Source organism: Rodentibacter haemolyticus (assembly GCF_015356115.1).
Lineage (GTDB): Bacteria > Pseudomonadota > Gammaproteobacteria > Enterobacterales > Pasteurellaceae > Rodentibacter > Rodentibacter haemolyticus.
Genome location: NZ_CP063056.1, coordinates 403,911 through 430,773, shown reverse-complemented (window position 1 = coordinate 430,773; position 26,863 = coordinate 403,911). Strand labels below are relative to the sequence as shown.

The following is a 26,863-nucleotide window of genomic DNA, read 5'->3' as shown; positions in this document are numbered from 1 at the left end:
AGCCGATTTAAACTTGTGCTATAATCCGCCCAATTTTTTCCTACCGAGAATTTCAATGAAACAATTATTTGCCACCACATCACGTGGCTTTGAGGAACTGCTAAAAGTTGAGCTGACCGAACTTGGCGCGCAAGATGCAAAAGTTGTGCAAGGCGGCGTGCATTTTCATGCAGATGATGAAACCCTTTATCGCACATTACTTTGGTCGCGTTTGGCTTCACGTATTTTATTACCTTTAATCGAAACCAAAATTTACAGTGATTTGGATCTTTATGCGGCGGTTTCGGGCTTTAATTGGTTGGCTCAATTTGATGAACGAGTGACGTTTTTTGTGGATTTTAACGGCACGAATCAAGACATTCGTCATACTCAATTTGGTGCAATGCGAGTGAAAGACGGCATTGTAGATTACTTTGAACGCCAAGGAAAAGCACGCCCAAGTGTTGATAAAATGCAGCCTGATGTGCGTATTCACGCTTATTTAAACCGTGAAGAATTGGTGATTTCCTTGGATTTGAGCGGCGAAGCCTTACATATGCGTGGTTATCGTGAGGAGACCGGTCAAGCGCCATTGCGGGAAACCTTGGCTGCCGCAATTATTTTGCGTTCGGGGTGGCAACAGGGAACGCCGTTGGTCGATCCAATGTGCGGTTCCGGAACATTGTTAATTGAAGCGGCACAAATGGAGTCGAAAATCGCTCCACAATTACACCGTTTACATTGGGGCTTTGATTTTTGGAAAGGGCATAACCAAGCTGCTTGGGAAAAAGTAAAAGAGGAAGCGATTAGCACAGCGCAAGAAAAACAAAGGAAAATTCGACCGCACTTTTATGGTTTCGATCTTGATCATCGTGTTTTGAAAAAGGCGCAACGAAACGCTCAAAATGCCGGGGTTGCTCATTTAATTAAATGGCAACAGGGGGATGTTGCAGCACTAGAAAACCCGATGCCTAATGAACTGGGAACGGTGATTTGTAATCCGCCTTATGGCGAACGTTTAGGCACGACACCTGCATTGATTGCCCTTTATTCTGTTTTTGGGCAACGTTTGAAAAAACAATTTAGCGGTTGGAACGCCTCTATTTTCAGCAGTGAAGCTACGTTGCTTGATTGCTTACGAATGCGTGCGACCCGCCAGTTCAAAGCGAAAAACGGTCCGCTTGATTGTGTGCAGAAAAATTATCAGATTTCAGCACGTAAAAGAGAGGAAAATGCGGTCGAAAACGCCCTTGAATTTAACCGCACTTTAGAGGTTGCGGTAGATTTTGCCAATCGTTTACAGAAAAATATCAAGAAAATTGAAAAATGGGCGAAGCAGCAAGGTTTAGACGCTTACCGTTTGTATGACGCCGATTTGCCGGAATATAATTTGGCGGTGGATCGTTATGGTGATCATATTGTCGTGCAAGAATATGCCGCGCCGAAAAATATTGATGAACATAAAGCCCGTCAGCGTTTATTGGATGCCGTTACCGCCACATTGCAGGTAACGAATGTGGAGACGAATAAATTAATTTTAAAAGTTCGCCAAAAGCAAAAAGGAACGAACCAATACGAAAAACTCGCAAATAAAGGAGAGTATTTCTATGTGAATGAGTATGGCGCACAGCTTTGGGTGAATCTGACGGATTATTTGGACACGGGGCTGTTTTTGGATCACAGGCTCACTAGAAAAATGGTAGGCGAGTTGGCGAAAGGTAAGGATTTTTTAAATCTGTTTGCTTACACCGGTTCGGCAACCGTTCACGCCGCATTAGGCGGGGCGAAATCAACCACAACGGTTGATATGTCGAACACCTATCTCAACTGGGCGGAACAAAACCTCATTTTGAATGATCTGGAAGGTAAAGCACATAAATTGATTCAAGCGGATTGTTTACAATGGCTGGAAAAATGTGATCGTCAGTTTGATTTAATTTTTGTCGATCCGCCCACCTTTTCCAATTCCAAACGTATGGAAGAAAGCTGGGATGTACAACGTGATCACATAAAACTAATGCGTAATTTAAAACGTATTTTGCGGGCAGACGGAACGATCGTGTTTTCCAACAATAAACGGGGATTCAAAATGGATTTTGCCGCATTGGAAGAATTGGGCTTAAGTGCGGTTGAAATTTCTCACAAAACTTTGCCCTTAGATTTTGAACGTAATAAGCAAATTCATAATTGTTGGCTTATTAAGGTGAATTAAACATTATTATGTATCAGTCGAAAAAAGAGAATTTTGTATCCGATATTTAATTTGGAGATAAAATTCTCTTTGTGTAGCAGCGACATAATGCCGGTTCTATAAAGTTTAAGCCGCTTTTTATCAATCGTTTTGCCTGTTGTGCCTTTCAGTTTAGAGCAATATTTTAAACATCATAAGTTCCCATCACTACGGCTTGAGCTAAAATATGTCCTTGCATAGCAAAATGCAGATCATTGAAACGGAAACCGGCGTTGAGATCAAGTTTGGTGTCAAGGGCGTAAACGATTAATTCATAACGGTGCTGGCAATTCGGTGGTGCCATTCCGCCATAAGCGGAGGCTTCGCTTACTTCGAATTTTCCTAAAACGCTTGCCCAAGAATTTGCACCTTGTACATAATCGGTGGCGGTTTGGCTCTCATTTTCCCGTACGCTTGTGCGTTCGAGGTTAGCAATTAGCCAGTGAATCCAAACAAAGCCGCTTGCGGTAATGGCATCTTTATCTTCCAGTACGACTGCGAAGGATTTTGTGCCTTCGGGCGCATCGGTAATATCAAAAGGAATGGAGTAGGTCGGCATACCATTTGGGCTAAATTGCGAGCCGCGTTTGCCGTATTTGTCTTCAAACATTCCATTTTTAATGGCAGAACTGGTTACTTTCATTTGATTCTCCTAGTTTGTTACTGAATAAACTTTGAATTTTGTGGTTTGTGCCAACACATCAAATTTACCGAAATATTGCTGCAATAAATCAGGGTAAGGCAAAAAGGCGTTTGCCACAATACGGAGTTCTCCGCCTGCGTTTAAATGCCATTTGGCTTGAGTAATGAGTTCTTTCACCGCACGATAGGCGGTATCAATACCATCGTGGAACGGCGGATTAGAAATAATGAGATTAAATTTTCCGTTAATATCGGAGAACACATCGCTGGCAAAAACACGGGCTTCCAACTGATTCTCTGCTAGGGTTTTACGGGAAGATTCCAATGCCATTGCGTGAATATCCGTCATCGTGATATTGGCTTTCGGATTCATTTTTTTGATCATCGAGCCAATCGCACCGGCGCCGCAGCCAAGATCAAGAACATCGCCTTTAATATGAGTGTTGATGGTGGAAAGTAAAAGTGCGGTTCCGACATCTAGTTCATTCGCACTGAATACGCCGGGTAAACTATGGATTATTAAATTATCAAGTTGTGGTGATTGATAGGTTTTCCAAAAAGTATTGAGATCAAAGTGCGGTCGTTTTTTCAAAGAAAAGTGATACAAACCGCAACGGCGTGCCGAATCAATTTTGGCAATATCACCGAATGCAGACAATATTTTTTCTACGGAACGCACGCCACATCGGTTTTCACCGATAATGAGCATCTCTTGCCCTTCCGAGGCATTAGCGAGCAGTTGCATTAATTGAAATTGAACTTCTTGTTTGTTTTTCGTCCAATAATAGACGATAAGATCCGCCTTACCTTGAAATTCAACGGAAAAATCGACCGCACTTTGTGTTCGGGCATAGTCAAAATAACAGCTCCAAACTTGAACGGAGCGGCAATATCGGGTGAGTTTTTGTGGAAATTGATCATTAATTCCGCCGGCAAGCAGAACCGATTTATTGTGGAAAAGGGGAAGGTGGCGTTCTAAAACTTCGCTTTCAAGAGAAATCACGCTTTGAATCCTGTGAAGTATTGGTTTAAAATTACGCGCTATTCTAGCAAAGATAGCGTAAATAGAATATTTATTTAGTGGGTTTTACCCATTTATTGTAAGGTAGTTTTTATGAAAAAAATCGTATTCGTTGCAACGATAGCATCATTGTTATCAGGTTGTCAGTTAATTGAGCAAATACAAGGGCAATCTCAAGCCCCTTCTAAAATTGAAGTGACACCGGAGCAACTTGAAATGTTCAAAAAGTTAGATGCGCAGTTTGAACGAGTGAAGGCAAACGGCAGTGAAATTGAATTTAATGGTGAAAAATACGTGAAGCAAACAAGAGCAGTGAAGTCTGAAATTCCTCGTTTTCTTAGCTTAGCCGCCAGTGTGGATCGTACAAATCGTAAAATAATCACCAGTGAGACCTTCTACCTTAAAGATCTCTCCTATGAATCCGTATTAACCGCTCGATATTTAGACGACAATAAAAAAGTGTGCGATTTGCAACCTTTCAGCAGTGGCGGCACACCTTACTATGCGTGTAACGGTAAGGATTTCCAACGCTTTATTGCCATTGTGAATAAAGACAAAAATATTCTTTCATTCCGTAGCCTTAAAACTTACCAACAAAAACCAACGGATGCAGAAGAAAAATCCATTGTGAAAGGGCTAATAAATTATCCCTTTGATGCAATATCCCGTTAGTAAGTGATGATGGATAGACGCAATCTTCTTTTAAAAGAAATGGGTCTTACCCAATGGCAATTACACCGTCCCGAAGTGCTACAGGGGGCGGTGGGTATTGTTGTTGCCGCACATATTCGATTCATTGTGGTATCGGATGAAAGTTTAAGCCGACAGCCTTTATTTGAAGATGTGCTGCTTAGCCTTGAATTAAAGAAAGAAGATTGCCTTTGCTTAAATTACGATCAAATTCAGCACCTTGAATTAAATCATTCCGTTCGTTATTGGCTACTGGCTGAAAATACCGAAAAAATCGACCGCACTTTACCTTATTGTCTTAATGCCGAGCGAGTGTATCGTTCGCCTGATTATGTAAATTTTCAAACTTCACCTATTGCCAAACGTGAGCTTTGGCAGCAGATTCAACAGGTTCAATAATATGATTCGGATTCTTACCGTTGAAGAAAATGATTTTGATCGCTTGTATGAGATCGAACAACAAGCACACCTTGTTCCTTGGTCGTTAGGGACGTTAAAAAATAATCAAGGCGAACATTATCTGAATCTCAAATTGGTGAAAAATAACCGAATTATCGGTTTTACTATTTGCCGGATGGTATTGGATGAAGCAACTTTGTTTAATATTGCGCTAGAGCCTGCTTATCAAGGGAATGGTTTTGGGAAAGGTCTATTAACCGATTTAATGGAAAGATTAAAGGAAAAGGGGATTCAAACTTTATGGCTTGAGGTTAGAGAATCTAACCCGGCACGTCAGTTATATGAAAAACAAGGTTTTAACGAAGTCGATATTCGCAAAAATTATTATCCGTTGCCCGATGGTAAACGGGAAAATGCCGTTGTTATGGCCTGTTATTTATAGCGAAAAAGGAAAAGAGCGGTCGTTATTGAATGAATAACGACCGTTTTTTTAGGCATCTTGAGAAGGGAAAATAAACGGATTAAGTCCGCTACGGGCAAAGCCTTTTTCCTCCATTTCTACATCTAAGAAAATGGAGGCTAAGTCATCTGCCACTGCTTCGACATTCGGATCTTTTTCTTGGAACATCATTTTCAAATAACTCTCGCAGCTACCGCAGGTTTCGGCTCGGATAAGGGCTAATTTTTCATTTAATGACCATAATTCCAATTTATCGTGACCATTGCAATTGGTACATTGGGCGCGCACGAGGTTCCACTCGCTTTCACATAAGGCACAGTGCAAATAGCGCAAGCCTTGTGATGTACCGATATGAACCATACTGGCAACCGGTGCAGAACCGCAAACAGGGCAGTAGTGAATATTTTCACTATTTTCCAAGCGGCTTGCGTGTGGAATTTGTTGGGCCAGTTGTAACCAATAAAGGGAAAGTGCCGCCCAAATAAATACGGCTTTATCACTGCTCACTAAATTCAATTCTTCCGTCAGCAATTGACTTGCCATTTCTTCTAATTCTGAACTTCCTGCTTTTTCCAGAGATTCAATCGTCGCAGCAACCTGTTCATTCGCTTTAGGTTTTATTTCATATAGAATTTCGCTTAAATAACCACGCCAAATACCATTGCGTTTGAAATTTTTAGCATTAAGCGGTTCGATTCCATTTAACTGTTCAAATGTTTGTTTGGGCAACGGATTTTTTTCAAGCGTAGCCAGTTGGCTTTCTACGATTTCTGCGACAAATAAGAGATAATCCGCCATGGGATGATCTTTGGCTAAGTCGCGTAAGCGTTTTGCTCGGCGCTGATAGAGATTTTTAGGGTTGGCAAATAGGATTGCCGGGGTTTCGTAAGCATTTTTTTTCTGTTCTTTGATCTCGGCTTCTGATAGGATTTTGATGCTCATAATGTTTTTATCCGTAGTTTATAAGAAAAAGTGCGGTCATTTTTAACCGCACTTTTGAGTTGGATTTGGCGTTTATTCCGAAATGCTTTTAAATAGCGCTTTGGTTTTTTCACCTTTTTCTTCACGTTCAATGTCTTTTTTAAGTTCCGGTAGAACTTCTTTTCGGTACCATCTAGGGTGGTGTTTTTTCGCCCAACGGACGGTTACCCAGCCTTCAACAATACCGCGGATTGAACCCTTCACCCAAAACGCCATATAAATGTGTACTAAAATGCCGGTAAATAGCATAAAAGCACTGGCTGAGTGAAGAAGAATGGCGATTCTCAATACCGGGATTGAGAAATAGTGGGAAAAATACTGACGCCACATAATGATACCGCTAATTAACAAGGTAAACATTGCGAGGATCAATGTCCAAAACAACATTTTTTGACCTAGGTTATATTTACCGTTATCCGCAACGGCGTGCTCGTTCCCTTTTAATACTTCAAAAATCCCTTTCATCCAACGAATGTCGTTTTTTTCCGGAATGTTGTGATGCCAATATAACGAGCATAAGAAAATAAAGGCAATAAACATTAAAATCCCGGTGAAAGGATGAATGGCTCGTGCCAATTGCGGTGTACCGAGAATTTCCGTTAACCACGAAAAATCAGGAAAAAAGAAAGCAATCCCGGTAAACATCGTTAAGAAAAAGCTGATTACCAAAAACCAGTGGCTTAAACGTGCAGGGATACGATGGCGAACGATGCGGGTATCGTTCGTAATTTCAAATTTACTCATCTTTTTTGCCCTCTTGTTCATCTTTCTCTTCAAATTTTTCGTGGTGATCTTCCACATCCGTTTCTACGTTCGGACCTACCGTCAAATAGTGGCCGATTTCAGCGAGTGCCAAACCGCCCATTGCAACGGCTGCAACCGGTTTTAATATGTCTTTCCATAAGGTGATACTCATATCAATATGAGGCTCTTTCGGTAAGCCGCTGTAAAGTTCCGGTTTATCGGCGTGGTGCAACACATACATCACGTGTGTACCGCCTACGCCAGGCGGATCATAAAGACCTGCGTTTTCATAGCCGCGAGATTTAAGATCTTCGATACGTTTCTCTGCGTAGATTTTCATTTCCTCTTTCGAACCGAAACGAATCGCACCGGTCGGGCAAGTTTTGACGCAAGCCGGTTCTTGTCCCACGGAAACACGATCGACACAAAGGGTACATTTGTAAACGCGATTATCTTCAGGGTTCATTCTTGGAATATTGAACGGACAGCCGGCGATACAGTAACCGCATCCGATACATTTGTCGGATTGAAAATCCACAATACCGTTTTTGTATTGAATAATCGCACCCGGTGCAGGGCAGGCTTTTAGGCAGCCCGGTTCCGAGCAATGCATACAGCCGTCTTTACGGATCAACCATTCCAAACGATCGTTTTCTTCCACTTCGTTAAAACGCATCACCGTCCAGGCTTTTGCATTCAGATCGACAGGGTTGTCATAAATGCCCACACATTGTGCATTGACATCGGAGCGGATGTCATTCCACTCCGAGCAACCCACCTGACAGGCCTTACAACCGATACAGGTAGAAACATCAATGAGTTTGGCAACTTCGACTTTATGATCCCGCGCTTGAGGTGCCGGTGTTAAACCTGAGGTCGCAGAGATCTTAATAATATCTTGAGATTGTACATCCATTGCTCGCATATTATGCCTCCGCTTTCTCAATGTTCACCAAGAATGTTTTATATTCCGGTGTTTGTGTATTCGCTTCCCCCCAGGACGGCGTCAAGGTATTCGTAGAGAATCCACGATTTCCTTTGCCATTTAAGGCTTTCATATTCCAGTGAATAGGAATACCTACATGGTGAACGGTTTTACCGTCGATTTCTAAGGCTTTCAATCGTTTGGTTACGACTGCCACGGCTTTGATATAACCACGTTTTGATGTGATTTTTACCATATCACCTTTTTGAATGCCTTTTTCTGTCGCTAATTTTTCACCGATTTCCACAAATTGTTGTGGTTGAGCGATGATATTCACGGCCGATTGTGCAGTCCAACTGTGGAAATGCTCGGTTAAGCGATAAGTTGTTGCGACAAACGGATACTCTTTATTTGAACCGATAAATTCGCGGTCTTCTTTGTAGATTCGAACCGTCGGATCTGACACCACATTCGGATGAAGCGGATTGGAATCAATCGGACTTTCAATCGGTTCGTAATGCTCAGGCATTGGACCGTTATTGATTTTATCTACGGCAAATAAACGTCCCACCCCTTCGGCAGACATAATAAACGGGCCGGCATCCGAACCCGGTGGTTGTGTACCATAGTCGGCGACATCGTGCCAGTTCCAGTTTTTACCATTCCATTTAATTAATTGACGGTGTTTATCCCAAGGATTTCCGTTAATATCTAATGAGGCACGGCTATAAAGCACGCGACGGTTTGCCGGCCATGCAAATCCCCAACCGAGTGTACAGCCTAAACCTGAAGGGTCGGAATTATCACGGTTTGCCGTTTGGTTACCTTTTTCAGTCCATTGACCGACGTATAACCAGTTACCTGATGTGGTTGTTCCGTCATCACGCAGGTGAGCAAAGCCGTTAAGCAATTGTCCTTTTTTGTACATTAAGTTACCGTTCTGGTCATAAAGATCAGCAAGAGCATAACCGTTTAATTCTTTTGCCAATTCTTCCGCACTCGGTGAGTGAGGTTGGGCATAATTCCACGTCATTGCTTCAAAAGACTCGATACCACGACCGCCTTCTTTTTTATAAAGCTCGTGCATTTCTTCACGAATCATAGAAAGAATGTCGACATCAGGTAATGCTTCACCCGGTTGATCACAACCTTTCCAATGCCATTGCGCCCAACGACCGGAATTAGCAATTGAACCGTCTTCTTCTGCGAAACAGGTTGTTGGTAAACGGAATACCTCAGTTTGAATTTCAGAAGAATTTACATTATTTGATTCACCAAAGTTTTTCCAAAACTCGGAGCTTTCCGTTTGAAGCGGATCCAGCACAATGAGGTATTTTAGTTTGCTCATACCGGCAAGGGTTTTATTTTTGTTCGGTAATGAGTTTAATACGTTAAAGCCTTGTAAAATCCAGCCGTGTAATTGACCGTCATTCATTAATTTCACATGAGTAATCGGATCATATAAACGATCTGTTTTCGGTAAGAAATTAAATCCCCAACCGTTTTCTTTGGTTGCATTATCACCATAGAAGGTTTTCATCATACTCACGAAGAATTTTGATGTGTTACGGTAATAATTAATTTGTCCCGGCACAATATCTTTTGGCGTAATCGCATTAATATATTGCTCGTAGGAGGTATCCTTATCGTTCGGTAAACGCATATACCCCGGTAAGGAGGTCGGCAACAAGCCCATATCCGTTGTACCTTGAACGTTTGAATGTCCCCGAAGTGCATTAATACCGCCGCCCGGCATACCCATGTTACCTAAAAGTAACTGAATCATCGCCATAGAACGAATATTTTGCGTACCGATTGTGTGCTCCGTAAAGCCTAACGCATATAAGTGCGTCATTGTTTTGTTCGGCGCGGAAGTTTTACCGATTTCCTCACAAATTTGTAAGAAGAGTTTTTGTTTTACCCCCGTAATACGTTCAACCATTTCCGGCGTATAGCGGGAAACGTGTTCTTTTAATACATTAATAACACAACGCGGATCTTGGAGTGTCATATCACGTTTGGCATTGCCGTTTTCATCGAATTGATAATTCCAGTTTGATTTATCATAGCTCCGTTTTTCCGCATCGTAACCGGAGAATAAACCGTCTTCGAATTTAAAGCCTTCGTTTACCAAAAATGACGCATTAGTGTAGTGTTTCACATATTCGTGCTGAATTTGATTCGTTTCCAACAGGTAACGAATCACCCCCATTAAGAAAGCAATATCAGAACCGGAACGAATCGGCGCATGTAGATCTGCCACTGATGCGGTACGGTTAAAGCGCGGATCTACAACGATGATTTTTGCACCGTTTTTCTTCGCTTCAATCGCCCAACGGAAGCCGACTGGGTGTGCCTCGGCAGGATTACCGCCTTGAACGATAATTAAATCGGCGTTTTTGATATCAACCCAGTTATTTGTCATCGCACCGCGACCAAATGATGGAGCAAGACTTGCTACCGTTGGTCCGTGTCAAGTATTCGCTTGGTTACATACCGGCACCATACCGAGCATTCGAATCCACTTTTGCGTGAGTAATGCGGCTTCGTTGCTCATTGCAGAGGCGGTCATAATTCCGGTTGTTGCCCAACGATTTACGGTATTGCCTTTTGCATCGGTTTCAATAAAGTTGGCATCTCGGTCATCTTTCATTAAACGGGCGATGCGTTTGATAGCTTCTTTCCAAGAAAGGCGTTCCCATTTATCGGAACCGGGAGCACGATATTGAGGATAAAGTGAGCGGCTCTCGCTATTCACATAATCAAGCGCACCTGCACCTTTAGGACAAAGTGCGCCGCGGCTCACAGGATGATCGGGATCACCTTCAAGGTGAAATAATTTAGAACGGGTATTTGTGCCGGTGTGGCTACTTAATGAATCGGAAGGTTTTCCTGTACTGTATAACAACATACCGCAGCTAACGGCACAATATGTACAAGTGTTGCGGGATTCATAAGCGCGTAATAATTTGTATTCACGCGGTGCCGCCAATGCGCTTGCCGGGGCAAAACCTAGCATTGCAGCGGAAGTTCCTGCCATACCACCTGCACAGATCTTAAAGAATTTTCTTCTTGAGACCTGCATAATCACTCCTTTCAACAACAAGGTTGTCTAGATATAGATAGTAAGAAATTCGTCTGGATAATTCGGTTGGTTTCGTTAAAATAAAACACAAAACTGACTAAATCGCGTATAGAAAAACATCAATTTAGGGTTTTGTAGGATACCGATTTTTTATGGATAAATCCATAATCAAAATGCATTATATCCGGCAAAATATATGATCCCGATCACAGAATATATAAAAATTGTAATATTTTTGTTATATAAAGTTTAATGGAAAGATAAAAATGAACTGGCTTGCTGAACAAAAGATTAGCTTTTTTAAAAAAGTAAAAACAACAGAAAAACCAACCGCACTTTTACAAACAAAAACGGATAGCCTAGCTGTTGAAATGCCGGTTTCATTGGTTTATAACGGTATATCTCACGCCGTTATGATGTGCTCGCCGAAAGATTTGGAAGATTTCGCTTTGGGATTTTCATTAACGGAAGGCATTATTGATAAGCCGAGCGATATTTATGGCATTGATGTGGTGAACGTCTGCAACGGCATTGAAGTTCAAATTGAGCTTTCCAGCCGAAAATTTATGGCATTGAAAGCACATCGCCGTAACCTTACCGGGCGTACCGGCTGCGGTATTTGCGGAACAGAACAGCTAAATCAGGTTTATAAAAACTTTCCAAAATTAGACCGCACTTTTGAGTTTGATATTAATTTATTGGACGATTGCTTTTCCGCTTTGCAAAAAAATCAAATATTAGGAAACCAAACGGGCGCAACGCATGCCGCCGCATTTTTTGATTTGCGTGGCAATATGCTTGCTATTCGTGAAGATGTTGGGCGTCATGTTGCATTGGATAAATTGCTCGGTTGGTATGCGAATACGGGTAAACCGCAGGGATTTTTGTTGGTTTCAAGCCGGGCAAGTTATGAAATGGTACAAAAGGCAATCTCTTGCGGTGTTGAAATGTTAGTTGCAATTTCCGCCGCAACAAACTTAGCGGTGAAGATGGCAGAGGCGCACAATTTAACGTTAATCGGGTTTGCAAGGGAAGGGAAAGGCAATATTTACTGCGGAAAAGTGCGGTTAAAATTTTAGGTGTTTTTTCGGAATTATGTAGCTCTTGTATGAAATCCGGAAAAGAAAAGTAGGGTAGGCAACTTGTTGCCCACCCTACGAAACCTAACACCTCCAACCCATGATAAGTATTAGACATTAAAATTAAATATGTTGAAGCTTAATTGATTACTTAGTTATTTCAACCCAACGCTCAATCAAACGCTTGCTTTCTTTATCTGAACCAAAACGGCTAAAATCAATATCTAATAATTTTTCTTGATTTAACTCATTCGTATTAGGAGCGGTTTTGGCGTACTTATTTGTCGGACGTTGATAAGCATCATATTCACGCCAAGGGATTTCTTGGGCTTCCGGGCTAAGTAAAAAATCCATAAATAATTTGGCATTGCCTAAATTACGCGCATTTTTAATAATACTTGCCCCACCTAACGTATAGCCCGCTTTTTCACAAGGCAAGACGATTTCTAATGGCGCACCATATTCTTTTTCACGCACATAACCGTGTAAAAAACCGATATCGATACCAACTTCACCCGTAGCTACCCGCTTGCTCGCCATTCCTGTTTTGCTATGTTGAATTACATTAGCATTTAATTTTTTGAAATAATCAAATGCCTCTTTTTCTCCTAAAAGTTGAACCATAGTGGTTAAAAAAGAATAACCCGTGCCGGATACGCGAGGATCAGGATATTGAATTTGATCTTTATACACGGGTTTAATTAAATCACTAAAACATTGTGGGAGCGGTAGATTTTTTTTGCGTAAATTTTCAACATTAATGCCCATTCCTAATTCCATTAAATAGATAACGGACGTAAATTCTCCTCTCTGTTCCGTCAGTTTTTGAAATGCCGGAAGAATATCTTTTTGTAGAGGTGAACGATAGGATTCGAATAAGCCTAACTCCGCCGCCTGAAAATGCGGCTCAATAGTTCCACCATACCAAATATCTGCTTGTGGGTTGTCTTTTTCCGCTTTAATTTTGCCTAACGCCGTTCCCGTACTTTGGCGAATAAATTGTGTTTCAACATCATATTTTTTTGCGAAAGCTTGGGTGACTTTTTCACAAACGGTGTTTTGTACGCTGCAATAAACCGAGAGTTTACCTTGAGCAAGTGCAGATTGAGGAGAAATAATCCCTAGTAGGGAACAAAGTGCGGTTAGTTTTAACGTTGTTTTTAAAGGGGTCATTTTAGGTCTTCTATACTTCTATAAATTAAATATAAATAATTTTTAATACTAAGTGAGGAGATTCAAATTGTAAATAGTAGGAATAATTCGGCATTGTCTAATTGATAAAATCAAACTATAATCCCCTGTAAATTTACACAGATAAAAATAGAAAAATGGATATTTCCGAATTACTTGACGGCTTAAACGATAAACAGCGAGAGGCGGTAGCAGCGCCTCTTGGCAATTATTTGGTTTTGGCGGGGGCGGGGAGTGGTAAAACCCGTGTGCTGACTCACCGAATTGCGTGGCTGATTGCCGTAGAAAATATTTCTGAAGGCAGTATTATGGCGGTCACGTTTACCAATAAAGCCGCCGCAGAAATGCGCCATCGTATTCAAGATACGTTAGCCAAACATTCGCAATCCAATTTATTTGGTATGTGGATTGGCACGTTCCATAGTATTGCACATCGTCTGTTACGCGCTCACCACTTGGATGTAGGATTGCCGCAAGATTTCCAAATTTTGGATTCGGAAGATCAGGTTCGTTTAGTAAAACGTTTGCTTAAATTACATAATTTTGATGAAAAAGCCTTTCCGCCGAAGCAAGCCTGTTGGTATATCAACAACAAGAAAGACGAAGGTTTACGCCCTCACGAAATTGAAGATTTCAATGATCGGCAAGAACGTGAGTGGATTAAAATTTATCAAATTTATCAAGATACCTGTGATCGAGCGGGTTTGGTGGATTTTGCCGAGCTTTTGATTCGAGCTTATGAATTATTTGATAAAAAACCGTTGATTTTGCAACGTTACCAACAACGCTTTCAACATATTTTGGTGGATGAATTTCAAGACACCAATAAAATTCAGTATAAATGGATTAAAATCCTCGCAGGGGAAACCGGCAAAATAATGATTGTAGGCGATGACGATCAATCTATTTACGGTTGGCGTGGGGCGCAAGTTGAGAATATCCAGAAATTTCTAAAAGATTTTAAAGCCGAGACCATTCGCCTTGAACAAAATTACCGCTCGACGGCAAATATTCTGAACAGTGCAAATGAATTAATTTCTAACAATGCAGATCGTCTTGGCAAAAATTTGTGGACGAATGGAGAAAAGGGCGATCCTGTGGGGATTTATGCTGCCTTTAATGAATTGGATGAGGCAAAATTTGTCGCTTCACAAATTCAAGATTGGACAGAAAATGGCGGCAGGTTAGATGATTGCGCCGTGTTATATCGTAGCAACAGCCAATCGCGTGTCATTGAGGAAGCCCTGATTCGTTGCCAAATTCCCTATCGTATTTACGGCGGAATGCGATTTTTTGAACGGCAAGAAATTAAGGATGCTCTGGCTTACTTACGTTTGATCAATAACCGTCAAGATGATGCGGCCTTTGAACGGGTGATTAATACACCGCCACGAGGTATCGGCACCCGCACATTGGACATATTAAGAAATTTAACCCGTGAACGGCAAATAACCCTATGGCAGGCGATACAAATCGCTACACAAGAAAATATGCTGACAGGGCGTGCTTCCACTGCATTATTACGTTTCCAAGAACTTATTAATTCTTTACAGATCGATACCGAAGAAATGCCGTTATTTGCGCAAACTGATTTTGTGATTAAACATTCCGGCTTGTATGATATGTATAAGCAGGAAAAAGGCGAAAAGGGCGAAGTACGGATTGAAAATTTGGAAGAATTGGTAACGGCAACCCGTGAGTTTATAAAACCGGATGACGCAGAAGAAATGACAGATCTGACGGCATTTCTAACACATGCTTCTCTTGAAGCCGGTGAAGAACAGGCTTCTCCTCATCAAGCCTGTGTGGAAATGATGACCCTGCATTCAGCAAAAGGCTTAGAGTTTCCTCGTGTATTTATGATTGGCGTGGAAGAAGGTTTGTTTCCAAGTTTTCGTTCCTTTGAAGAACCGGGACGTTTGGAAGAAGAACGTCGTTTAGCTTATGTTGGCATTACACGGGCAAAACAAAAACTCACGATTTCTTATGCGGAAAGCCGCCGATTATATGCTAAAGAAGAGCGCCATTTGCCTTCACGTTTTATTGCGGAATTACCGAAAGATTGCATTCAAGAAATTCGTTTACGAGGAACCGTTACCCGTGCGATGAATTTAGCCAAAGTGGGTACGCTATCGCATTCAACAGGGAATGAAAACGGTTGGAAAATGGGGCAAAAAGTAAGACATGAAAAGTTCGGTTTAGGGACTGTTATCAATATTGAAGGTAGCGACAATAACACGCGTTTACAAATTGCTTTCCAAGCACAAGGTATTAAGTGGTTAATCGCACATTTGGCAAAATTGGAAAAAGTGCGGTAGAATCCAAGCGTCTTTTATTTTTGATTATCGCTTTGTTTTATTTATTAAAAGTGCGGTGAAAATTATACACAATCGCATTGATAGATTGTTATGTCTTACGGCATAGTTGGCAAGCCAACGTTCAAAATCTAAAGATTTTGTGACCGCACTTTTCCTTTGTCGTTGAGTGATTTAATGTTTAAATTTATCTTCAAACGGATTTTAATGGTGATCCCAACCTTTATCGCCATTACTTTTGTCACCTTTGCCCTTGTGCATTTTATCCCCGGTGATCCGGTGGAAATTATGATGGGGGAGCGGGGGTTAACGCCTGAAGTTCATCAACAAATGATGCACCAATTAGGTTTGGATTTGCCTTTGTATCAACAGTATTTCAACTATATTGGTAACGTGATCCAAGGAGATTTCGGCGAATCTTTCCGAACTCATCAGCCTGTGCTTAGCGAATTTTTTACGCTTTTTCCCGCTACTGCCGAATTAGCGTTTTTTGCTTTATTGTGGTCATTAGTAGGTGGTGTTATTTTGGGTATGATTGCTGCAGTAAAAAAAGACAGTTGGATTTCTCATACGGTAACTGCCGCTTCCCTTACCGGCTATTCTATGCCTATTTTTTGGTGGGGGTTGATTCTTATCTTATATGTTTCTCCTTGGTTTGATTTACCGCAGGGCGGTCGTTTGGAAAATGATTTTTGGATTGATACGCCAACGGGTTTTATGCTTATTGATACTTGGCTTTCCGGTGTACCGGGAGCATTTACAAATGCCGTAAAATCCTTAATTTTACCTGCGATCGTGTTAGGTACGATTCCTCTTGCCATTATCACCCGAATGACACGTTCCGCCATGTTGGAAGTATTGGGCGAAGATTATATTCGCACTGCCAAAGCAAAGGGCTTGAGTTATCCCCGTATTGTGATCGTACATGCTTTACGCAATGCCCTTATTCCGGTAGTAACGGTAGTGGGCTTGATTGTCGGGCAATTGCTTTCCGGTGCGGTATTAACGGAAACGATTTTTTCTTGGCCGGGCATCGGTAAATGGATTATTGATGCGATTCACGCACGTGATTATCCCGTTTTACAAGGTTCGGTATTAATTATTGCCACCATTATTATTGTGGTAAACCTAACCATTGATTTACTTTATGGTGTGGTGAATCCGCGTATTCGTCATTAAATAGGGGAGGAATGATGACTGACACAACTTTAATGTTAGCACCAAGAACTCCTTTACAGGAATTTTGGTTTTATTTTAAACAAAATCGTGGTGCATTAATCGGTTTTACATTTATTCTTATTGTTGCATTAATCAGCATTTTTGCACCTTATATTGCACCCTTTGATCCGGCGGAACAAAACCGTGCTGCGTTATTATTACCGCCGGCTTGGTACGAAGGCGGCAATTCCGCTTATTTACTGGGAACAGATGATATTGGCCGAGATATTCTTTCTCGTATTATTTACGGTACGCGCATTTCTGTATTTGCCGGCTTTGTGATTGTGTTGCTTTCTTGTGCGTTGGGGACGTCTCTTGGCTTAGTGGCTGGGTATTATGGCGGTCTATTGGATACGGTAATTGTGCGTCTGATTGATATTATGCTTGCCATTCCAAATTTATTGCTCACGATTGTCGTCGTCTCTATCCTTGAGCCTTCCTTAGTGAATGCGACACTTGCGATTGCCGTAGTGTCAACGCCTAGCTATGTGCGTTTAACGCGAGCGGCGGTGATGAATGAGAAAAATCGTGATTATGTCGTTTCATCGAAAGTCGCCGGTGCCGGTGTTTTACGTTTAATGTTCATTGTTATTTTACCAAACTGCTTGGCACCGTTAATCGTGCAAATGACGATGGGAATTTCTAACGCAATTTTAGAATTAGCGACCTTAGGTTTTCTTGGTATTGGAGCGAAGCCACCAACGCCGGAACTCGGGACAATGCTTTCCGAGGCACGTAGTTTTATGCAAGCGGCGAACTGGCTAGTCACTATTCCCGGATTGGTCATTTTATCTTTAGTGCTCGCCTTTAATTTAATGGGTGATGGCTTACGTGATGCACTTGATCCAAAACTTAAACAATAAGAGGGGACGGAATGGCATTATTAGAGGTAAAAGAACTTTCTGTTCACTTTGGCGATAAAAATACGCCGTTTAAAGCGGTAGATCGTATTAGTTATCAAGTTGAGCAAGGTGAAGTGTTAGGAATTGTGGGAGAATCCGGCTCAGGTAAATCCGTCAGTTCCCTTGCTATTATGGGATTGATTGATTATCCGGGGCGGGTATTAGCCGAATCATTGGTATTTGAAGATAAAGATTTATTAACGCTCGACGATAAAGAAAAACGGACGCTTATCGGGGCGGATATGGCAATGATCTTCCAAGATCCCATGACAAGTTTGAACCCCGCTTATACGGTTGGTTTTCAAATTATGGAAGCGCTGAAAACCCATGAAGGCGGCACGAAAAAAGCAAGACGTGAACGAACCTTGGAATTACTACGCCTAGTGGGGATTCCAGATCCTGAATCACGCATTGATGTATATCCGCACCAACTTTCCGGCGGAATGAGCCAGCGCATTATGATTGCAATGGCGATTGCCTGTAAACCTAAATTATTGATTGCTGATGAACCGACTACAGCTTTAGACGTTACTATCCAAGCCCAAATTGTAGATTTATTACTCGACCTACAAAAAAAAGAATGTATGTCGCTGATTCTTATTACCCACGATTTAGCACTGGTAGCAGAAGCGGCACATCGCATTATAGTAATGTATGCGGGGCAAGTGGTGGAAGAGGGGCTTGCAGAAGATATTTTCCGTGAACCGAAACACCCTTACACTCAAGCCTTGCTTCGTTCTTTGCCTGAATTTTCCGAAGGAAAATCCCGTTTACAGTCTTTGCAAGGTGTCGTGCCGGGGAAATATGATCGCCCAACGGGCTGTCTATTAAATCCGCGTTGTCCTTATGTGACGGAGCATTGTCGTAAAATAGAGCCCGATTTACATCATATAGGAAATCGAAAAGTGAAGTGCCATACACCACTTAATGCTCAAGGCGAACCTGTGGAATATCAAGGAGTATAAGCAATGTCGAATGAAATTAAAGAAAATACGTCATTGCCAAATATGCCGCTATTAAGCGCTTTTAACTTAAAGAAATATTATCCGGTGAAAAAAGGTTTATTGGCAAAAACGCAACAAGTTAAGGCATTGGATGGTGTATCTTTTCAACTGGAACGAGGAAAGACCCTTGCTGTAGTGGGGGAGTCAGGCTGTGGGAAATCAACACTTGGGCGTTTGCTCACAATGATTGAAAATCCTACGGAAGGTGAGTTGTATTATCAAGGACGTAACTTCTTGGAAAATGATGCGGAGACAAAAGCATTACGTCGTAAGAAAATTCAAATTGTGTTTCAAAATCCTTACGCTTCATTAAATCCACGTAAGAAAATCGGTTCTATTTTAGAAGAACCTTTAATTATTAATACCAAACTTTCCGCCAAAGAACGTAAAGAAAAAGTGCTTTCAATGATGGCGAAAGTCGGGCTGAGAGAAGAATTTTATGAGCGTTATCCGCATATGTTTTCCGGAGGACAACGCCAACGCATTGCGATTGCACGCAGTTTAATGTTAGAGCCTGATATTGTGGTGGCTGATGAGCCGGTGTCTGCGCTGGATGTATCGGTACGTGCCCAAGTGTTAAATTTGATGATGGATTTGCAAGATAAACTCGGGCTTTCCTATGTTTTTATCTCACACGATCTTTCAGTCGTTGAGCATATTGCTGATGAAGTGATGGTGATGTATCTCGGTCGTTGTGTAGAAAAAGGCACAGCAGAGCAAATTTTTACCAATCCGCAACATCCTTATACACAAGCCTTACTTTCTGCTACACCGCGCCTTTCGACAAATTTACGCCGAGAGCGCATTAAATTGACCGGTGAACTACCAAGCCCGATTAATCCGCCCAAAGGCTGTGCATTTAATCCGCGTTGTTGGAAAGCAACGGATCAATGTCGTGCGGAAAAACCGATACTTGAGCCTTTCCCTGATGGAAAATTAATCGCTTGTTTTAATATTGATTAAATAGAAATTAGGATAAAAATGACCGCACTTTGATCTGCTCCCCAAAAGTTGTACATCCAAACCAACAAATCAAGGAGCAGATCAAAGTGCGGTCATTTTTTAAGTTTTTTGTGGACGATAGTGAAGCTGGAAAAAGATAAAAATCAATAAACCGATAATACCAAGCGTAGCTCCGCTAAAACCAATATATTTTAAGCCGACATAATGCATCATTTGACCACCGAATAATGCACCTGCACCGATACCTGCATTGAAGATACCGGAATAAATCGCTGTTGCCACATCGGTTGCATCCGGTGCGAGCTGCAAAACCTGCATTTGTAATGCAAGGGCAATGCAGGAAATGCCGATTCCCCAAATAAAGGCGAGTATAAACATCGTTAACGCATAATGAGATGAACTGAGTAAAAGGGCAAGTGAAATTGATAATAATCCTATTGCGGTGATAATAAATTTTATCGGGCTAAAACGGTATAGACGATTGAAAAGCAGGCTTGCAGTAATACCTGATATACCAAAAATTAAGAGAATGAATGTCGCAAGATTAGGATTGAGTTCTCCAATTTGAATCATAAAAGGTTCAATATAAGTGTAAGCGGTAAAATGTGCCGCAACGACAGTTACTGTTGTCATATAAAGCCCAATTAATAATGGACGTTTCGCCAATAGCGGGAGGCTGGATAGGGAACCGGCATTTTTACTTGGAATATTCGGCAATAAACGAATAATGAGAAACATTGTGATTAATGCCAGTACGGCGATAATAATAAAAGTTATTTTCCAACCGACAAATTGCCCGACTAAACGACCGAGGGGTAAGCCTAAAATCGTCGCAAGTGAGGTACCGATGGCAAGCATACCTAATGCTTGCGTTTTTTTATTTTTAGGTGCAATTCGCATAATAAGAGAAGCGGTGATTGACCAAAATACGGCATGCGCCAAGGCAATGCACATTCGAGCGATAAGCAGTACCTGAAAATTCCAAGCGATAACGGAAAGGATATGACCTATAATGAAAATCACAAACAACTTGATAAGTAAACTTTTCCGTTCCATCTTACCCGTCGCAAGTATTGCCGGTAGAGACATGATAAGCACTGTCCAAGCATAAACCGTCATCATCAAACCGGTTTCAGAAGGCGGCATATTGAAACTTTCTGCAATATCTGTGAGCAAAGCCACAGGGACAAATTCAGTCGTGTTAAAGATAAAAGCGGCGCAAGCAATAACCATTACGCGCCAAGTTTGGATTTTTTCAGCTTGATGATAAAACGACATTATTTTAACTTCTCTTTAATGAGATTCTTCAACTGTTTCCGAAAATCTTTGGTTATTTCCAATTTATATTGCGGTGAATAACAACTATCAAAAAAACGAATAGGGAGTTTTAAATCCTTGTATTTGGGATTGGTTGCCGAAAGTGAGAGATTGACATCGCATTGCATCGTATGTAAATCAATCGCACCACGACCTGCACCTAAAAGTGCGGTCGTTTTTAGGTTAAATTTATCAATATTCAGCAAGCTTTTGTCTAGTGAGAACGAAGCTTCGACCTGTTGATAAGGCGTGTTCGCCCGTTTTCCTTCCAATAATTCATCATTGTAGTTAATCGGAAAGTATTGTGAGGCAAGTTGCAATAAGTTTATCCCTAAAAGCTCTCCATCCCGTGCATTAAAATCAAATTTACTTTTCGTTAAGTTTGCTTTTTCAAAGGCGAGCCGAATATTAAAATCTGCTGTTCCCGTAATGATATTGGGGAAATTTAACAATGTAAGTAATTGTGCCAGAGGGAAATTTTTACCGGAAAAATTGACCGCACTTTCTTCGGCAAATGCGTTAAATTTTAGTACTGCAAGGCAATCTGTTGTACAGGCAGGTTTTATATAGGCAACAGCCGCTTTTTGCGGTTTAGAAAGCGCCGCATGAATTTCAATATAGCCTAACGGCTGTTGATTTAATGTAGCGCCATCAAATTGAATCAGTGATTCTGTATTTGGGCGAAGTTTGATACTGGCCTTATTGAACGCAAGATCAAATTTTTGAGCCAAACCGTAAATCGGTTTTTCAAGTTTGACGGAAACAACGTTTGAACCGCTAAAGAGAATATTTTTTGATAATAAATTTTTTACCGACAAATCTGAAAAATGCATTGTGATTTTGGCGGAATTAAGCGTATTTTCCCCCGATGAGGCTTGCTCAATAGTAAGTTGTTGCAATTTTGCTTCACCGTAAATTAAAGGTAACAAGGCGAGTTGAGCTTTAATTCGTTTTAACGAAATACGATGATAATTGAGCTGCTCAATAGACAAGGTCGGTTGGGGAATAAGACTTAAATCAAGGGATTTAACTTTTACGTCTCTTTGCTTAAATTGTTCGCTCAACTGAGTTTTGGCTTGTTGTAGCTGAACGTAAAGAAATGCGAAGATCGCAATCGGCACGAACAGCAGGCTTATTGCGATCTTTTTCATTTATTTATCCTCATCAATACGGCTTGCCACCGCATTTTGTTGATTTTTATATTTGGCGTCTTTACGGCTGTTATAAGGACGGGCAGCGGTACCGCTTAACACTTCAAAACTGAGTGCGCCAATCACCATATTCGGGCGTAGTGCCAAAGGGAGTTTTCCGGAATTATAAAATTCCAATACGATTTTTCCTTCCCAACCCGGATCAATGCGGTGTGCGGTAACGTGAACCATTAACCCCAAGCGGGCAAGGGAAGAACGCCCGTCTAACCAACCGATAATATTTGCCGGTAATTTTACCGATTCAAGGGTTGTTGCCAATGCCAATACACCGGGGTGTAAGAAAAATGCTTCATTATCCGGAATGATGATTTCATCACTCATCACGGATTCTAACTGTGCGGAAACTTCTTCTTTCGGGCCGCTTAGATCAATGTACGGGGCAGAATGTTCACGAAATACACGGAAAGAATTACCTAAACGCACGTCAATTGTTGCGCCGTTGATTTTGTCATTATCAGGACGAGGAGTTAAAGAAATAATGCCATCATCCAAATAGCGTTCAATATCGGTATCACAAAGACGCATAACTTCTCCTATTTTTGATTCAATAAATGAAGAATTTGAGCTTTCAGCATATTAATCGCAATGCGGTTTTTTCCACCGCGTGGAATAACAATATCGGCATATTGTTTAGACGGCTCAATAAATTGTAAGAACATCGGACGGACTGTCGCACGATATTGATCGATAACGGATTGGAGTGAACGACCGCGTTCTTCCATATCACGTTGTAGGCGGCGGATAAAACAAATATCCAGTGGCGTATCCACAAAGACCGAAATATCACTCAATTGGCGGACACGTTCGTCTGTCAGTAATAAAATGCCTTCCAAGATTACAATACGTTTTGGCGTAAAGTGTGTGGTTTCGTCTGTACGGGTGTGTTCCACATAGCTGTAAACCGGAATATCAACGGCCTTACCGGCTTTTAAATCTTTTAAATGCCGGATAAGTAAATCACGATCCATTGAATTAGGATGATCATAGTTGGTTTTCTCTCGTTCGGTCATCGCCAAATGACTTTGATCTTTATAATAGCTATCTTCGGCGATAATACCGATTTGCTGGCAACCTAATTCGTGGCAAAGTTCTCTGTGAACGGTGGAGGCGATGGAACTTTTTCCTGAGGCGGAGGCACCGGTAACGGCGATAATAATACAAGATGAATCTGGCATAAATATAATTTGAAAGATGAGAATAATTTCCCGAATTATAAAGAAAAGTGCGGTTGATTTCACCTTTATTTTTTCGGTTAAATTTCAAAACTGTGAGAATCATCACGGTATTATTTTTTGTTTTCGAATAAGATTTTAGCGCTTTAGTACAATGGAGTGTTTACTATGAAGTTCAATAAAATTTCTCTTTCTGTTTCAACCGCACTTTTAGCGGCGGGTTTAAGTGTATCCGCAGCAACAAATGCAAAAGGTCGTTTGGTTGTATATTGTAGTGCTACGAATATTTTGTGCGAAACGACAACAAAGGCTTTCGGCGAAAAATATGATGTAAAAACCTCTTTCATTCGTAATGGTTCAGGGAGTACTTTTGCGAAGGTGGAAGCGGAAAAAAATAATCCGCAAGCGGATGTATGGTTCGGCGGCACGTTCGATCCTCAAGCTCAAGCTGCGGAACTCGGTTTAGTGGAACCCTATAAATCCAAGCATATTGATGAAATTGTTGAACGTTTCCGTGATCCGGCAAAAACGAAAGGTCATTATGTTTCCGCTATTTATATGGGGATTTTAGGTTTTGGGGTGAATACCGAACGTTTGGCAAAATTAGGGATTAAAGAAGTACCGAAATGCTGGAAAGATTTAACCGATCCCCGTTTAAAAGGTGAAGTGCAAGTGGCTGATCCGCAAAGTGCCGGCACAGCCTACACTGCGTTGGCGACTTTTGTTCAACTTTGGGGTGAAAATCAGGCCTTTGAATTTTTGAAAGCGTTGCATCCGAATGTTTCACAATACACCAAATCAGGAATTACACCATCCCGTAATGCAGCGCGTGGCGAGGCGGTTGTCGGTATCGGTTTCTTACATGATTATGCGCTTGAAAAACGTCAGGGAGCGCCACTGGAATTAGTGGTGCCTTGTGAGGGAACGGGATATGAATTAGGCGGTGTGAGTATTCTAAAAGGAGCTCGTAATATGGATAATGCAAAATTGTTCGTAGATTGGGCGTTATCTAAAGAAGGTCAGGAATTGGCTTGGAAACAAGGTGATTCTTTACAAACCTTAACGAATACGGCTGCGGAGCAATCGCCGAGTGCTTTTGAGCCTAACAAACTTAATTTAATCAATTATAATTTTGAAAAATACGGTGCAACGGAACAACGCAAATACTTGATTGAAAAATGGGTACAAGAAGTGAAGTTGGCTAAATAACGATATCAATAATGAAACGGTAGATTATCTGCTGTTTCATCTTTTTACCTTCTGCGAGGTTGTATGAACGCAAAAAAACTTTCCATTCTACATTCTGCCAACTTTTGGATTATTTTATCTTTGTTGGCGTTTTTGTTTCTGCCTTCTCACGCACTGGATTACGGCTTATTTGATAGTACCGCCGATGAGTATTTTGAGGCGATGGGATGGGCTTCTTTGGATCTTACTTGGTCGTGGTTTTTGCCCGTTATTGCGTACGGCGTATTGCCGTTTCTTAAATTATCAAGGTTACAACAGGCAAAAACGGAGCTATTTTTAACCGCACTTTCCGTCTTATTTATGTTTGTCAGTGCGACATTATACAAAATCAGTATGGGCTATGCCGTCATGGTATTGCTCATCGGTTATACGGCATTGGCGACCCTTTCATTGGCGAAACTGAAAGTGATGCAAGGAGATAAATTTATTATTGCTTCCTTGCTTTGTATTATTTTGCTGATCTTCTTTTTTATCGTATATCCGACGTTGGCGATTTTTGTATCAATGTTTTATGACGGCGACACCTTTGCACCACAACAGGTGATGCGTATTTTAACGCAAAACTACATTGTGCGTGTGATTAGTAATTCACTTCTGTTATCGGGATTTGTCGGGCTTGTTTCCACGGTATTCGGTTTAGCATTTGCTCTTTACACCACACGTATTGCGCGTAGAACCGCTTTTATCGGTAAAATTTTCTCCATTTTACCCATCGTAACACCACCGTTTGTTGTCGGCTTGGGGGTGACTTTAATGCTAGGGCGTTCCGGCTATGTGACGGAGTTGTTGAGCACGCATTTAGGGTTTACTAATTACAACTGGCTTTATGGTTTTAACGGTATTGCGATTGCACAGATCCTCGCATTGACCCCGGTTTCTTTTATGATTTTAGACGGCGCGTTGAAATCCGTTCACCCCTCTATTGAAGAAGCCTCTTACACGCTACGGGCAAATCGCTATCAAACTTTCTATAACATTATTTTTCCCTTGCTCCGTCCGGCATTGGCAAATTCATTCTTAATCGTATTTATCCAATCTCTTGCAGATTTTAGTAACCCGCTGGTGTTGGGTGGCAGCTTTGATGTGATTGCAACGCAAATCTATTTTTATATTGCAGGATCGCAATTGGATTATGCCTCGGCGAGCACTTTGGGTTCAATGTTGTTAATCTTCTCATTAGCGATTTTTATTATTCAATATATTTGGATTGGTAACCGCTCTTATGTAACGGTTTCCGGAAAATCTTATCGCGGGGACGTACAAGATTTACCTACCGGTTTGAAATATACCATTATCGCAATGCTTGGCTTGTGGATGGTATTTAATATTGCCCTTTACGGCAGCATTTTCTACGGTAGTTTCACTGTGAACTGGGGAGTAGATTACACGCTGACATTGAAAAACTACAAGATGTTATTCGGTCAAGATTTTAGCAGCGGTGCGTGGCCGTCACTCATCAATACCTTGATTTATGCCGGTATCGCCGCACCATTGACGGCATTCTTCGGGTTATTGATTGCCTATATCGTGGTACGTAAAGATTTTCAAGGTAAAAAATCCCTTGAGTTTTTAACAATGCTTTGCTTTGCCGTACCGGGAACAGTAGCAGGCGTTTCCTATATTTTAGCCTTTAACAATGCGCCGCTTTATATTACCGGCACGGGTATTATTGTGATTATTTCAATGGTAATGCGTGATCTGCCGATTGGTATGCGTGCGGCTATCGCAGGGTTGGGACAATTGGATAAATCCTTAGATGAAGCCTCTCTTTCTCTAAAAGGTAATTCGTGGAAAACCCTTTGGTATATTGTATTGCCATTGTTGAAACCGGCATTGCTTTCTGCGCTGGTTACCAGTTTCGTTCGTGCGATGACAACCGTAAGTGCAATTATTTTCTTGGTGACGGCGGATACACGTGTGGCAACGGCATATATTTTAAATCGTGTTGAAGACGGTGAATACGGTATCGCTATTGCCTATGGTTCACTGTTGATTGTGGTAATGATGGCGATTATTTTATTTTTCGACTGGATTGTAGGCGATACACGTATTTCCCGTTCTAAAGCAAAGAAAATGAATTAATTCGT

Annotated in this window: 23 protein-coding genes; 12 read left to right on the top strand and 11 right to left on the bottom strand. The window is 41.3% G+C overall.

The features are described 5' to 3' along the window. Positions 1 to 55 precede the first annotated feature (55 nt). Positions 56 to 2,191: a bifunctional 23S rRNA (guanine(2069)-N(7))-methyltransferase RlmK/23S rRNA (guanine(2445)-N(2))-methyltransferase RlmL gene (gene rlmKL, locus IHV77_RS02145; protein WP_194812524.1), complete on the top strand. Its 2,136-nt coding sequence runs from the start codon at positions 56 to 58 to the stop codon at positions 2,189 to 2,191. A gap of 163 nt (positions 2,192 to 2,354) precedes the next feature. Here rlmKL and IHV77_RS02140 read toward each other — a convergent pair whose 3' ends face one another. Both IHV77_RS02140 and rsmC read right to left on the bottom strand, forming a co-directional pair. After that, on the bottom strand, positions 2,355 to 2,852 hold the full coding sequence (locus IHV77_RS02140) for a YbhB/YbcL family Raf kinase inhibitor-like protein (RefSeq protein WP_194812523.1): 498 nt from the start codon (positions 2,850 to 2,852) through the stop codon (positions 2,355 to 2,357). Between the two features lie 9 nt (positions 2,853 to 2,861). Continuing rightward, entirely contained in the window at positions 2,862 to 3,854 is a 993-nt protein-coding gene (gene rsmC, locus IHV77_RS02135) for a 16S rRNA (guanine(1207)-N(2))-methyltransferase RsmC (RefSeq protein ID WP_194812522.1), read from the bottom strand. A 111-nt stretch (positions 3,855 to 3,965) separates the two neighbouring features. Here rsmC and IHV77_RS02130 point away from each other — a divergent pair, with 111 nt between their 5' ends. Genes IHV77_RS02130 through rimI form a run of 3 tightly spaced genes read left to right on the top strand, consistent with a single transcriptional unit; the run spans position 3,966 to position 5,403 of the window. Then, positions 3,966 to 4,544 (top strand): lipoprotein, encoded by a 579-nt coding sequence (locus tag IHV77_RS02130; protein ID WP_194812521.1) that lies wholly within the window; start codon positions 3,966 to 3,968, stop codon positions 4,542 to 4,544. A gap of 9 nt (positions 4,545 to 4,553) precedes the next feature. Continuing rightward, a complete protein-coding gene (locus IHV77_RS02125; RefSeq protein ID WP_194813195.1) occupies positions 4,554 to 4,961 on the top strand; it encodes a DNA polymerase III subunit psi in 408 nt (135 codons plus the stop codon). 1 nt (position 4,962) lies between these two features. Beyond that, a complete protein-coding gene (gene rimI, locus IHV77_RS02120) occupies positions 4,963 to 5,403 on the top strand; it encodes a ribosomal protein S18-alanine N-acetyltransferase (RefSeq protein WP_194812520.1) in 441 nt (146 codons plus the stop codon). 48 nt (positions 5,404 to 5,451) lie between these two features. On the opposite strand, the gene fdhE is transcribed toward rimI, so the two are convergent. From fdhE to fdnG, 4 genes are all read right to left on the bottom strand, one after another. Then, entirely contained in the window at positions 5,452 to 6,363 is a 912-nt protein-coding gene (gene fdhE / locus IHV77_RS02115; protein ID WP_194812519.1) for a formate dehydrogenase accessory protein FdhE, read from the bottom strand. Positions 6,364 to 6,435: 72 nt separating this feature from the next. Beyond that, complete coding sequence (locus tag IHV77_RS02110) at positions 6,436 to 7,146, bottom strand: formate dehydrogenase subunit gamma (RefSeq protein ID WP_194812518.1); 711 nt, start codon at positions 7,144 to 7,146, stop codon at positions 6,436 to 6,438. Beyond that, positions 7,139 to 8,071, bottom strand: coding sequence for a formate dehydrogenase subunit beta (fdxH, locus tag IHV77_RS02105; protein WP_269902543.1), 933 nt, complete (start codon positions 8,069 to 8,071; stop codon positions 7,139 to 7,141). The genes IHV77_RS02110 and fdxH overlap by 8 nt, the downstream gene beginning before the upstream one ends. 1 nt (position 8,072) lies before the next feature. Beyond that, positions 8,073 to 11,156, bottom strand: a complete 3,084-nt coding sequence (gene fdnG / locus IHV77_RS02100; RefSeq protein ID WP_194812517.1) for a formate dehydrogenase-N subunit alpha — start codon at positions 11,154 to 11,156, stop codon at positions 8,073 to 8,075. Positions 11,157 to 11,422: 266 nt separating this feature from the next. On the opposite strand from fdnG, the gene fdhD reads away from it, so the two are divergent. Beyond that, complete coding sequence (gene fdhD, locus IHV77_RS02095; protein ID WP_194812516.1) at positions 11,423 to 12,235, top strand: formate dehydrogenase accessory sulfurtransferase FdhD; 813 nt, start codon at positions 11,423 to 11,425, stop codon at positions 12,233 to 12,235. Between the two features lie 147 nt (positions 12,236 to 12,382). On the opposite strand, the gene IHV77_RS02090 is transcribed toward fdhD, so the two are convergent. Continuing rightward, positions 12,383 to 13,408, bottom strand: coding sequence for an ABC transporter substrate-binding protein (locus IHV77_RS02090; RefSeq protein WP_194812515.1), 1,026 nt, complete (start codon positions 13,406 to 13,408; stop codon positions 12,383 to 12,385). Between the two features lie 155 nt (positions 13,409 to 13,563). Between IHV77_RS02090 and uvrD the strand changes: the two genes are divergently transcribed. The 5 genes from uvrD (at position 13,564) to IHV77_RS02065 (ending at position 19,828) form a co-directional block, all read left to right on the top strand. Beyond that, on the top strand, positions 13,564 to 15,744 hold the full coding sequence (gene uvrD / locus IHV77_RS02085; protein WP_194812514.1) for a DNA helicase II: 2,181 nt from the start codon (positions 13,564 to 13,566) through the stop codon (positions 15,742 to 15,744). A gap of 174 nt (positions 15,745 to 15,918) precedes the next feature. Further along, entirely contained in the window at positions 15,919 to 16,920 is a 1,002-nt protein-coding gene (locus tag IHV77_RS02080) for an ABC transporter permease subunit (RefSeq protein WP_194812513.1), read from the top strand. A 14-nt stretch (positions 16,921 to 16,934) separates the two neighbouring features. Beyond that, positions 16,935 to 17,822 (top strand): ABC transporter permease subunit, encoded by an 888-nt coding sequence (locus tag IHV77_RS02075; protein WP_194812512.1) that lies wholly within the window; start codon positions 16,935 to 16,937, stop codon positions 17,820 to 17,822. An 11-nt stretch (positions 17,823 to 17,833) separates the two neighbouring features. Continuing rightward, a complete protein-coding gene (gene dppD / locus IHV77_RS02070) occupies positions 17,834 to 18,826 on the top strand; it encodes a dipeptide ABC transporter ATP-binding protein (protein WP_194812511.1) in 993 nt (330 codons plus the stop codon). Between the two features lie 3 nt (positions 18,827 to 18,829). Beyond that, complete coding sequence (locus IHV77_RS02065) at positions 18,830 to 19,828, top strand: peptide ABC transporter ATP-binding protein (RefSeq protein WP_194812510.1); 999 nt, start codon at positions 18,830 to 18,832, stop codon at positions 19,826 to 19,828. A gap of 99 nt (positions 19,829 to 19,927) precedes the next feature. Here the strand turns inward: IHV77_RS02065 and IHV77_RS02060 are convergent, their stop codons facing one another. Genes IHV77_RS02060 through udk form a run of 4 tightly spaced genes read right to left on the bottom strand, consistent with a single transcriptional unit; the run spans position 19,928 to position 23,531 of the window. Then, positions 19,928 to 21,106 (bottom strand): sugar transporter, encoded by a 1,179-nt coding sequence (locus IHV77_RS02060; protein WP_194812509.1) that lies wholly within the window; start codon positions 21,104 to 21,106, stop codon positions 19,928 to 19,930. Next, positions 21,106 to 22,296, bottom strand: coding sequence for an AsmA-like C-terminal region-containing protein (locus IHV77_RS02055; RefSeq protein ID WP_194812508.1), 1,191 nt, complete (start codon positions 22,294 to 22,296; stop codon positions 21,106 to 21,108). The genes IHV77_RS02060 and IHV77_RS02055 overlap by 1 nt, the downstream gene beginning before the upstream one ends. Then, positions 22,297 to 22,881, bottom strand: a complete 585-nt coding sequence (gene dcd / locus IHV77_RS02050; protein WP_194812507.1) for a dCTP deaminase — start codon at positions 22,879 to 22,881, stop codon at positions 22,297 to 22,299. An 8-nt stretch (positions 22,882 to 22,889) separates the two neighbouring features. Next, positions 22,890 to 23,531, bottom strand: a complete 642-nt coding sequence (gene udk / locus IHV77_RS02045; protein WP_194812506.1) for a uridine kinase — start codon at positions 23,529 to 23,531, stop codon at positions 22,890 to 22,892. A 165-nt stretch (positions 23,532 to 23,696) separates the two neighbouring features. Here udk and IHV77_RS02040 point away from each other — a divergent pair, with 165 nt between their 5' ends. Then, positions 23,697 to 24,737: an ABC transporter substrate-binding protein gene (locus tag IHV77_RS02040; RefSeq protein WP_194812505.1), complete on the top strand. Its 1,041-nt coding sequence runs from the start codon at positions 23,697 to 23,699 to the stop codon at positions 24,735 to 24,737. A 63-nt stretch (positions 24,738 to 24,800) separates the two neighbouring features. Continuing rightward, entirely contained in the window at positions 24,801 to 26,858 is a 2,058-nt protein-coding gene (locus tag IHV77_RS02035; RefSeq protein WP_194812504.1) for an ABC transporter permease, read from the top strand. Positions 26,859 to 26,863: the final 5 nt, after the last annotated feature.

Bases quoted from the DNA above. Each gene is read 5' to 3' on its own strand.
- dppD (WP_194812511.1), top strand. From the start codon at position 17,834: ATGGCATTATTAGAGGTAAAAGAACTTTCTGTTCACTTTGGCGATAAA.
- dcd (WP_194812507.1), bottom strand. From the start codon at position 22,881: ATGCGTCTTTGTGATACCGATATTGAACGCTATTTGGATGATGGCATT.
- IHV77_RS02090 (WP_194812515.1), bottom strand. From the start codon at position 13,408: ATGACCCCTTTAAAAACAACGTTAAAACTAACCGCACTTTGTTCCCTA.
- IHV77_RS02055 (WP_194812508.1), bottom strand. From the start codon at position 22,296: ATGAAAAAGATCGCAATAAGCCTGCTGTTCGTGCCGATTGCGATCTTC.
- IHV77_RS02130 (WP_194812521.1), top strand. From the start codon at position 3,966: ATGAAAAAAATCGTATTCGTTGCAACGATAGCATCATTGTTATCAGGT.
- IHV77_RS02140 (WP_194812523.1), bottom strand. From the start codon at position 2,852: ATGAAAGTAACCAGTTCTGCCATTAAAAATGGAATGTTTGAAGACAAA.
- IHV77_RS02125 (WP_194813195.1), top strand. From the start codon at position 4,554: ATGGATAGACGCAATCTTCTTTTAAAAGAAATGGGTCTTACCCAATGG.
- IHV77_RS02040 (WP_194812505.1), top strand. From the start codon at position 23,697: ATGAAGTTCAATAAAATTTCTCTTTCTGTTTCAACCGCACTTTTAGCG.
- rlmKL (WP_194812524.1), top strand. From the start codon at position 56: ATGAAACAATTATTTGCCACCACATCACGTGGCTTTGAGGAACTGCTA.
- fdhE (WP_194812519.1), bottom strand. From the start codon at position 6,363: ATGAGCATCAAAATCCTATCAGAAGCCGAGATCAAAGAACAGAAAAAA.
- fdxH (WP_269902543.1), bottom strand. From the start codon at position 8,071: ATGCGAGCAATGGATGTACAATCTCAAGATATTATTAAGATCTCTGCG.
- IHV77_RS02065 (WP_194812510.1), top strand. From the start codon at position 18,830: ATGTCGAATGAAATTAAAGAAAATACGTCATTGCCAAATATGCCGCTA.
- IHV77_RS02035 (WP_194812504.1), top strand. From the start codon at position 24,801: ATGAACGCAAAAAAACTTTCCATTCTACATTCTGCCAACTTTTGGATT.
- IHV77_RS02080 (WP_194812513.1), top strand. From the start codon at position 15,919: ATGTTTAAATTTATCTTCAAACGGATTTTAATGGTGATCCCAACCTTT.
- fdhD (WP_194812516.1), top strand. From the start codon at position 11,423: ATGAACTGGCTTGCTGAACAAAAGATTAGCTTTTTTAAAAAAGTAAAA.
- IHV77_RS02075 (WP_194812512.1), top strand. From the start codon at position 16,935: ATGACTGACACAACTTTAATGTTAGCACCAAGAACTCCTTTACAGGAA.
- rimI (WP_194812520.1), top strand. From the start codon at position 4,963: ATGATTCGGATTCTTACCGTTGAAGAAAATGATTTTGATCGCTTGTAT.
- IHV77_RS02110 (WP_194812518.1), bottom strand. From the start codon at position 7,146: ATGAGTAAATTTGAAATTACGAACGATACCCGCATCGTTCGCCATCGT.
- uvrD (WP_194812514.1), top strand. From the start codon at position 13,564: ATGGATATTTCCGAATTACTTGACGGCTTAAACGATAAACAGCGAGAG.
- udk (WP_194812506.1), bottom strand. From the start codon at position 23,531: ATGCCAGATTCATCTTGTATTATTATCGCCGTTACCGGTGCCTCCGCC.
- IHV77_RS02060 (WP_194812509.1), bottom strand. From the start codon at position 21,106: ATGTCGTTTTATCATCAAGCTGAAAAAATCCAAACTTGGCGCGTAATG.